7 protein-coding genes and 1 pseudogene are annotated in these 8,521 nt (G+C 61.3%); 5 read left to right on the top strand and 3 right to left on the bottom strand.

Translation table 11 applies throughout. From position 1 onward, the window contains the following. Nucleotides 1-594 (top strand): annotated as a pseudogene (locus tag IGS61_RS17350) (hypothetical protein); the annotation flags it as partial. Between the two features lie 14 nt (nucleotides 595-608). Here IGS61_RS17350 and IGS61_RS17345 read toward each other — a convergent pair. The 3 genes from IGS61_RS17345 to IGS61_RS17335 all read right to left on the bottom strand — a co-directional run bounded on the left by IGS61_RS17345 (nucleotide 609) and on the right by IGS61_RS17335 (nucleotide 2,092). After that, nucleotides 609-896 carry a barstar family protein gene (locus IGS61_RS17345; protein WP_230540815.1) on the bottom strand — a complete coding sequence of 96 codons (288 nt, stop codon included), beginning with the start codon at nucleotides 894-896 and terminating at the stop codon, nucleotides 609-611. Continuing rightward, a complete protein-coding gene (locus IGS61_RS17340) occupies nucleotides 893-1,555 on the bottom strand; it encodes a hypothetical protein (RefSeq protein ID WP_230540814.1) in 663 nt (220 codons plus the stop codon). The genes IGS61_RS17345 and IGS61_RS17340 overlap by 4 nt, the downstream gene beginning before the upstream one ends. Nucleotides 1,556-1,645: 90 nt before the next feature. Next, entirely contained in the window at nucleotides 1,646-2,092 is a 447-nt protein-coding gene (locus IGS61_RS17335; protein ID WP_230540813.1) for a hypothetical protein, read from the bottom strand. A gap of 179 nt (nucleotides 2,093-2,271) precedes the next feature. On the opposite strand from IGS61_RS17335, the gene IGS61_RS17330 reads away from it, so the two are divergent. The 4 genes from IGS61_RS17330 (at nucleotide 2,272) to carB (ending at nucleotide 8,353) form a co-directional block, all read left to right on the top strand. Next, complete coding sequence (locus tag IGS61_RS17330) at nucleotides 2,272-3,183, top strand: patatin-like phospholipase family protein (RefSeq protein ID WP_230540812.1); 912 nt, start codon at nucleotides 2,272-2,274, stop codon at nucleotides 3,181-3,183. Between the two features lie 59 nt (nucleotides 3,184-3,242). Then, nucleotides 3,243-3,650, top strand: coding sequence for a GlcG/HbpS family heme-binding protein (locus IGS61_RS17325; protein WP_034786036.1), 408 nt, complete (start codon nucleotides 3,243-3,245; stop codon nucleotides 3,648-3,650). A gap of 295 nt (nucleotides 3,651-3,945) precedes the next feature. Continuing rightward, nucleotides 3,946-5,124 carry a glutamine-hydrolyzing carbamoyl-phosphate synthase small subunit gene (gene carA, locus IGS61_RS17320; protein WP_230540811.1) on the top strand — a complete coding sequence of 393 codons (1,179 nt, stop codon included), beginning with the start codon at nucleotides 3,946-3,948 and terminating at the stop codon, nucleotides 5,122-5,124. Continuing rightward, a complete protein-coding gene (gene carB, locus IGS61_RS17315) occupies nucleotides 5,117-8,353 on the top strand; it encodes a carbamoyl-phosphate synthase large subunit (protein WP_230540810.1) in 3,237 nt (1,078 codons plus the stop codon). The genes carA and carB overlap by 8 nt, the downstream gene beginning before the upstream one ends. The last annotated feature ends 168 nt before the right edge of the window (nucleotides 8,354-8,521 follow it).

Below are 8,521 nucleotides of genomic sequence, written 5' to 3'. Positions count from 1 at the left end.
GTGCTGGCCGGCCCCCATTACAAGACGGAGCGCGATGCGCTGGCGTGGATAGGCTATCCGGCCACGCAGCAGGTCGGCGCCTTTACGGCGCAGAAGGGCTTGCCGCCGCCCACGGTGCAGGCATGGCAGGCGACCCTGGCGCAGGCGGCAGGCAACGGGCGCAAGAGCGAGGTGGATATCGGCTATGTGATCCACGACGCGCACAACACGCATCCGGCCTCGTCGGACCGCATCGGCCACCTGGCGCAAACCTTGACGACCGAGGTGCCGGCCTTCGATTTCCTCCAGCAGACCTTCAATACGCCGGCCTTGCTGGGCGAAATGGGCGCTGCCACGGCCTTGACGAATGTGGCGCTGGGCATTGCACAGGCGAATCACTTTGGCCAGAACGTGCTGGTGGCGGGCACCAGCGATGCCGGCCAGACGACCGGGGTATTGATCTTGCCGCCGGCCAAGGTGCGGCCGATCGACCCCGTGAAACCGTGGTTCCGCGCGCGCGGCGGCGGCAATGCCTATCTGATGTGGTGGGGCATCCGCCATGCCTGGGCCACGCTGGATGCGGGGCAGTTCAATGAGCAGGGATATTCGAAGTAATAGACGGCGAAAGCTCAGGCATGGCGCACCTGCGCCGCCTGGGCCGGCATGTCCTGCGCCATGCGCGCCAGGATGCGCTGCAAAGTGGCCGCATCGTGGGGCAGGCGTGCGGCGAAGGCTGGCCAGCCGCGCAGCTCCAGCTGTTGCGGCATGTCCACCAGGCCCGTGATGGCATCCCAGAAGGCATCCCAGTTCATGCCGTAGAAGGAAGGGAAATCCAGCGCGGCCGCCAGCGCCGCGTGCAGCTGGCGCGTGGTGTTGATCTCGCTCAAGTCGATCGTCACCAGGGCAGGTCGATTCACAATATGCCTTTGAGCAGGTTCTGCAGATTTTGCCGCATGCCGCCCACCACAGACTCGTGCTGCTCCAGGATGGAGGGCGCATCCTTGAATGGTGCCGGGTCCAGATACAGGCGCGGCAAGTCGGCCACGGCCACGCCGCGGGGGCCGCCGCGCAGGATCTCGTCCACGTGCTTGTTGATCGAGTCGATGGCCGCCTGGATGCGCGGCGTGGGAGATGCCGCCAGACAGGCGGCCAGCGCCGCGTCGAGTTCGGCGCGCGCGGGCGCCTGCGGCAGCACGGGGGCGGCGATCTGTTCCAGCGGCGACATGTTGACGGCTGGCTTGCGGTACGCGAGCAGGGTATCGAGCGCCATCAGCCGGTGTGCGCCGCCCCGTTGCAGCCAATCAACGATTTGCGGCCAGGGCGTGTCCAGCAGGGCCGCCGCCACGCCCCATTGTCCTGCCACGGGCGAGCCGACATTGGCGTCGATCCAAGTCAGGGCGGCTGGATTGCCCGTGTAGGCCAGCAAGATGGCATTCGACGAGCGCAGCATGGGCGCTTGCGTGGCGAGGATGGCGCTCAGCCAGGCGAGGGCGCCGTCGGGCGGCTGCCTCGATAACTGTTGCGTAAATGGGGCGTTCAGGGCGCGGCTGTCGGAAAATTGATATTCGTCGGACATGTTGAGCGATTCGGCGAGTGAGAAGAGGTGGGGCGCTTCGGTATGCGAACACGCTATCCCAGGGGCAGGGGGGCAATAGAGCGGACGCTGCTATTGCTCCGATTTTTTGCAGCGTGCGGAAAATTGCAAGGCGATGCTGTTTTCAAACGGGGAATTGAATTCGCCCTTTACTTGCGTCAAGTTGCCGGTAAAGCGCATGGTCAGCGGGCCGCTGCTTGGTCCCGCGTCATACGTGCAAGACAAGCTGTCGCCGCTTTGCCGGCAATCGTAGAAATTACTCGCTTTGCCGCGCCCGTCAATGATGTGGGTGCCTTGCGCGCCGTGCCGGTCGGGGACGTCGAAGCTGAGCTCAATCGTGTGCTCCTCCTGATCAGGGGGAATCTGTATGTTACCCGTGCAGGTAAAGCCCGCCATCCTTTCCGCGATGCTATCTGGGCGCTGCGCCGCAGCGGGGGTGGCGTTGGCGCAGGCTGCACCGAGCAGGGTGGCAACGAGCAAGCATGGGTGCGCGATGAAGCGGAACAGGTCTGTTTTCATAAGCCGGCAGGTGGGGAGGTGGGAAACCAGCCGCCAGTCTAGCAGCCGGCGTGGCGCGCACGATTCGCAATCTTGTCATTTATAAACATTTAAGACCGCCTTCAGTGCGGCCGGCCCCGCTTGCGCTACAATCGGCTCTCCTTTGTTGCCACTGCCGCGCGCGGTTCTCTTCTGCCACTATGTTCCCTAAACGCCTGACTCTGCTTGCCCTGGCCGCCTTTGCGCTGGCCGGCTGCGATACCACCGCCCCGAAACCCGTCCAAGTATTGACGCCCCCCGAACCCATCGTCGTCACGCCGCGCAAGATCAAGATCGGCCTGGCGCTCGGTGGCGGCGCGGCGCGCGGTTTTGCGCACATCGGCGTGATCAAGGCGCTCGAATCGCAGGGCATCAACGCCGACATCGTTACGGGCACCAGCGCCGGCAGCGTGGTGGGCGCCATGTATGCGGCGGGCAATTCCGGCTTCGCCCTGCAAAAGATGGCCTTCGATATGGACGAAGCGGCCATTTCGGACTGGGCCTTGCCCCTGTTCGGCAAGTCGTCCGGCGTACTGAAAGGCGAGGCGCTGCAAAGCTATGTCAACAAGGCGGTCGGCGGCGTGCCGCTGGAAAAGCTGAAGATTCCATTTGGCGTGGTGGCGACCGATTTGAAGAATGGCCAGCCGATCCTGTTCCAGCGTGGCAACACCGGCATGGCCGTGCGCGCCTCGTCGGCCGTGCCCGGCGTGTTTCAGCCCGTGACCATTGCCGGCCACACCTATGTCGATGGCGGCCTCGTCGCTCCCGTGCCCGTGCGTTTTGCGCGCGACATGGGTGCCGACTTCATCATCGCCGTGAATATCTCGTCGCAAACGGATACCCAGAAGGCCATCAGCTCGATGGAAGTCATCATGCAAACCTTCGCCATCATGGGCCAGCGCATCAACCAGTTCGAACTGAAGGATGCGGACGTGGTGATCCAGCCCAGCCTGGGCACCATGAAGGGCAACGATTTCAACAGCCGCAACCAGGCCATCCTGGCGGGCGAGCAGGCGACGTTTGCCGTCATGGCGCAGCTCAAGCAAAAGCTGAAAGCCAAGCGCGAGCAGTAGGCGCTGGCGCCGCTGCGCATTTCGTATACAATTTTGATTCAACATAATAAGGATGCACCATGCAATCGAAACCGATTTTGACCCTGGACGACGTAAAGAAAATCGCTGCCGCCGCCGAAGCGGAAGCGGTCAAGAATAACTGGGCGGTCACGATCGCCATCGTCGACGACGGCGGCCACCTGCTGTGGCTGCAGCGCATGGACGGCGTGGCGCCGATCTCGTCGCACATTGCCCCATCGAAAGCCAAGACGGCCGCGCTGGGCCGCCGCGAATCGCGCATCTATGAAGAGATGATCAACGGCGGCCGCGTGTCGTTCCTGAGCGCGCCGGAAATCGACGGCTTGCTCGAAGGCGGCGTGCCCATCGTGTTCGACGGCCACTACGTGGGCGCCGTCGGCGTCTCGGGCGTCAAGTCGGCGGAAGATGCGCAAATTGCCAAAGCGGGCATTGCGGCCCTGACGGCCTAAGTACTATCCGTAGTTGCAGAACAAGCCGCTCCGCGCAAGCCGGGCGGCTTTTTTCATGGGGCGCAGGATTTATGTTGCTGCGCAAAAAAATGCCGGGCTTTCTGAATTTTCTTCCTTGTGGAAAAGCTTCCTTTTGGTTATAATTCAAAGGTTTAGCCAATCACACATATACCGTAGCGACTACCCATCCCCTCATTCAAAATGACCGTTGAAACACCCTGAGTGCATCTGGCTCGGGTAACTAGGCGGTCGGTCTGACGTGGCGCAGCTACGGTAACTTTATCAGGAGTTGCCCTTGCCGCCATTTTTTTCTGGCCCTGCCGTTCCAGCCATATTAGCGCTTGCTGATGGAACGATCTTTAAAGGTTTTTCGATCGGTGCCGCCGGTCATACCACGGGCGAGGTTGTTTTCAACACCTCGATGACCGGGTATCAGGAAATCCTTACCGACCCAAGCTATTGCCGCCAGATGGTCACCCTGACCTATCCGCATATCGGCAATACGGGCGTCAATCCGGAAGACGTCGAATCTTCCAAGGTTCACGCCGCCGGCCTCATCATCCGCGATCTGCCATTGCTGGCATCCAGTTTCCGTTCCACGCTCTCCCTGTCCGATTACCTGAAAGCTGAAAATATCGTCGCCATCGCTGGCATCGATACACGCAAGCTCACGCGCATCCTGCGTGAAAAAGGTGCACAGGGCGGCGCCATCCTCGTCGGCACGCAAGGCAACGAACCGTCCGCCGCGCAAGCGCTGGAACTGGCACGCTCCTTCCCCGGCCTGGCCGGCATGGACCTGGCCAAGGTCGTATCGAGCAAGGCCGCCTACGAGTACCGCGAAACGGAATGGACCTTGGGCGAAGGCTATGGCCAGTTGGCCGACGCCGACGCGAAATACCACGTGGTCGCCTTCGACTACGGCGTCAAGCGCAATATCCTGCGCATGCTGACGGCGCGCGGCTGCAAAGTCACCGTGCTGCCAGCGCAAGCGACGGCGGCCGACGCCCTGGCTTTGAATCCGGACGGCATCTTCCTGTCGAACGGCCCCGGCGACCCGGAGCCGTGCGACTACGCCATCGCGGCGACCAAGGAGCTGATCGAGAAGGGCATCCCGACCTTCGGCATCTGCCTCGGCCACCAGATCATGGCGCTCGCTTCCGGCGCGAAAACCTTGAAGATGAAGTTCGGCCACCACGGCGCCAACCACCCGGTGCAAGACCTGCAAACGAAACAGGTCTTGATTACCTCGCAAAACCACGGTTTCGCAGTCGACGCGGCAACGTTGCCCGCGAATTGCCGCGTGACCCATGAATCGCTGTTCGACGGCTCCCTGCAGGGCTTTGCCCGCACGGACAAGCCGGCCTTCTGCTTCCAGGGCCACCCTGAAGCGTCGCCGGGCCCGATGGATGTTGCTTACCTGTTTGACCGCTTCATCAACTTGATGGCTGCGGAGGAGAAAAAGAAAAATGCCTAAACGTTTAGATATCAAAAGTATTCTGATTATTGGCGCTGGCCCGATCGTGATCGGCCAGGCCTGCGAATTCGATTATTCCGGCGCGCAAGCGTGCAAGGCCCTGCGCGAAGAGGGCTACAAAGTCATCCTGGTCAACAGCAATCCTGCGACCATCATGACAGATCCGGAAATGGCCGATGTGACCTATATCGAACCGATCACCTGGTCGGTCGTCGAACGCATCATCGCCAAGGAGCGTCCTGACGCCATCCTGCCGACGATGGGCGGGCAGACGGCGCTGAACTGCGCGCTGGACCTGTTCAACAATGGCGTGCTGGCAAAATACAACGTCGAGCTGATCGGCGCGTCGCCGGAAGCCATCGACAAGGCCGAAGACCGCTCCAAGTTCAAGGATGCGATGACCAAGATCGGCCTCGGATCGGCACGCTCCGGCGTGGCGCACTCGATGGAAGAATCGTGGGCCGTGCAGCGCACCCTGGGCTTCCCGACCATCATCCGTCCATCGTTCACCATGGGCGGTTCCGGCGGCGGCATCGCCTACAACGAAGAAGAATTCGAAACCATCTGCAAGCGCGGCCTGGAAGCATCGCCGACGAAAGAGCTGCTGATCGAAGAATCCTTGCTGGGATGGAAAGAGTACGAGATGGAAGTGGTGCGCGACAAGGCGGACAACTGCATCATCATTTGCTCGATCGAAAACCTGGACCCGATGGGCGTGCACACGGGCGACTCCATCACGGTTGCGCCAGCGCAAACCCTGACGGACAAGGAATACCAGATCATGCGCAATGCCAGTCTGGCAGTGCTGCGCGAGATCGGCGTCGACACCGGTGGCTCGAACGTGCAATTCTCGATCAACCCCGTCGATGGCCGCATGATCGTCATCGAGATGAACCCGCGCGTGTCGCGTTCGTCGGCGCTGGCATCGAAAGCGACGGGTTTCCCGATTGCAAAGATCGCCGCCAAGCTGGCCGTCGGTTTCACGCTGGACGAGCTGCGCAATGAAATCACGGGCGGCGCCACGCCGGCATCGTTCGAGCCATCGATCGATTACGTCGTCACGAAGATTCCCCGTTTCACGTTCGAGAAATTCCCGACCGCCGACCACCACCTGACGACGCAGATGAAATCCGTCGGCGAAGTGATGGCCATCGGCCGTACCTTCCAGGAATCGTTCCAGAAAGCCTTGCGCGGCCTGGAAGTGGGCGTGGACGGCATGAACGAGAAGACCAAGGACCGCGAAAAGATCGAAGAAGAACTGGGCGAGCCTGGTCCTGAGCGCATCTGGTACGTGGGCGATGCGTTTGCCCAGGGTTTTACTCTGGAAGAAGTGCACAATCTGACCAAGATCGACCCATGGTTCCTGATCCAGATCAAGGAAATCGTCGACCTGGAACTGTGGCTGGACACGCAGAAGCTGGAAAACCTGGACAAGAACACTCTGTACAAGTTGAAACAGAAGGGCTTCTCGGACCGCCGCCTGGGCTTCCTGCTGCAAACGACCGACACGGCCGTGCGCCAGCAGCGCCATGCGCTGAACATCCGTCCCGTCTACAAGCGCGTCGACACCTGCGCGGCGGAATTCTCGACCGACACGGCGTACATGTATTCCACGTACGACGAAGAGTGCGAATCGAATCCGACCGACAAGAAAAAGATCATGGTGCTGGGCGGTGGCCCGAACCGTATCGGCCAGGGTATCGAGTTTGACTATTGCTGCGTCCACGCGGCCCTCGCCATGCGCGAAGACGGCTACGAGACCATCATGGTCAATTGCAATCCAGAAACGGTTTCGACCGACTACGATACCTCGGACCGCCTGTACTTCGAGTCGCTGACGCTGGAAGACGTGCTGGAAATCGTCGCCATCGAAAAACCGGTCGGCGTGATCGTGCAGTACGGCGGCCAGACCCCATTAAAACTGGCGCTGGATCTGGAAGCGAATGGCGTGCCGATCATCGGCACCTCGCCCGACATGATCGATGCGGCCGAAGACCGCGAGCGTTTCCAGCAAATGCTGCACAAGCTGGAACTGCGCCAGCCGCCTAACCGCACCGCGCGCACGGAAGCCGACGCTCTGGCGCTGGCGCAGGAAATCGGCTACCCGCTGGTCGTGCGTCCATCGTACGTGCTGGGCGGCCGCGCCATGGAAATCGTCCACGAGCAACGCGACCTCGAGCGCTACATGCGCGAAGCCGTCAAGGTCTCGCACGATTCGCCCGTGCTGCTGGACCGCTTCCTGAACGACGCCATCGAGTGCGACGTCGATTGCATCTCGGACGGCGAAACGACCTTCATCGGCGGCGTGATGGAACACATCGAACAGGCAGGCGTGCACTCGGGCGACTCGGCTTGCTCCTTGCCGCCATACTCGCTGGCAGCGGAAACCATTGAAGAACTGAAACGCCAGACGGCGCTGATGGCCAAGGGTTTGAACGTGGTCGGCCTGATGAACGTGCAATTTGCTATCCAGAAACAAGAGATCGATGGCGAAATGAAAGACGTCGTCTTCGTGCTGGAAGTCAATCCACGCGCCTCGCGCACCGTGCCTTTCGTCTCGAAAGCCACCGGTCTGCAACTGGCAAAGATTGCCGCGCGCTGCATGGTCGGCCAGTCGCTGGCGTCGCAAGGCATCACGCAGGAAGTCGTGCCGCCATATTTCAGCGTCAAGGAAGCCGTGTTCCCGTTCGTCAAGTTCCCGGGCGTGGACACCATCCTGGGCCCTGAAATGAAATCGACGGGCGAAGTCATGGGCGTGGGCCTGACGTTCGGCGAAGCGTTTGTGAAATCGCAACTGGGCGCCGGCGTAAACCTGCCAAAATCGGGCAAGGTCTTCATCAGCGTGAAAGCGTCGGACAAGCCGCGCGCCGTGCAAGTGGCGCGCGACCTGGTCGAGTCCGGTTTCACCGTGGTTGCCACCAAAGGCACCGCCGCCGTGATCGCTGCTGCCGGCATCGCCGTCACGCCAGTGAACAAGGTGATCGAAGGCCGTCCGCACATCGTCGACATGATCAAGAACCATGAAATCGTGCTGGTGATCAACACCGTGGAAGAAAAGCGCAGCGCCATCGTCGATTCGCGGGCCATCCGCACGTCGGCCCTGGCCTCGCGCGTGACGACCTACACGACCATCGCGGGCGCGGAAGCGGCCGTCGAAGGCATCCGCCATCTGGATGAGTTGCGCGTCTACGATTTGCAAGGCCTGCACAAGACCCTGCAGCAAGCATAGTCCGCGTGTGATTTGCAGTGACCGCCGTTAGGCGGTACACTGCATGCTTATCAACCACAGAGTTCCGTGCAGAGCAGCGCGCGGCCTCTGTGGTTTTCACTTGGTAAGTCCGTTCAGCGTGACAAAACACGGCAACGGCGCCGATAACTAGCAGATAGTAGAGATAAC

Origin of the sequence: Janthinobacterium sp. FW305-129 (genome assembly GCF_020858115.1) — a bacterium.
GTDB lineage: Bacteria > Pseudomonadota > Gammaproteobacteria > Burkholderiales > Burkholderiaceae_D > Janthinobacterium.
Note: the sequence above shows the minus strand (reverse complement) of the source record. Positions and strands in the feature narration are given on the sequence as shown.

Coding starts and splice junctions, on each gene's coding strand:
- carB (WP_230540810.1), top strand. CDS start 5,117: ATGCCTAAACGTTTAGATATCAAAAGTATTCTGATTATTGGCGCTGGC.
- IGS61_RS17325 (WP_034786036.1), top strand. CDS start 3,243: ATGCAATCGAAACCGATTTTGACCCTGGACGACGTAAAGAAAATCGCT.
- IGS61_RS17335 (WP_230540813.1), bottom strand. CDS start 2,092: ATGAAAACAGACCTGTTCCGCTTCATCGCGCACCCATGCTTGCTCGTT.
- IGS61_RS17330 (WP_230540812.1), top strand. CDS start 2,272: ATGTTCCCTAAACGCCTGACTCTGCTTGCCCTGGCCGCCTTTGCGCTG.
- IGS61_RS17340 (WP_230540814.1), bottom strand. CDS start 1,555: ATGTCCGACGAATATCAATTTTCCGACAGCCGCGCCCTGAACGCCCCA.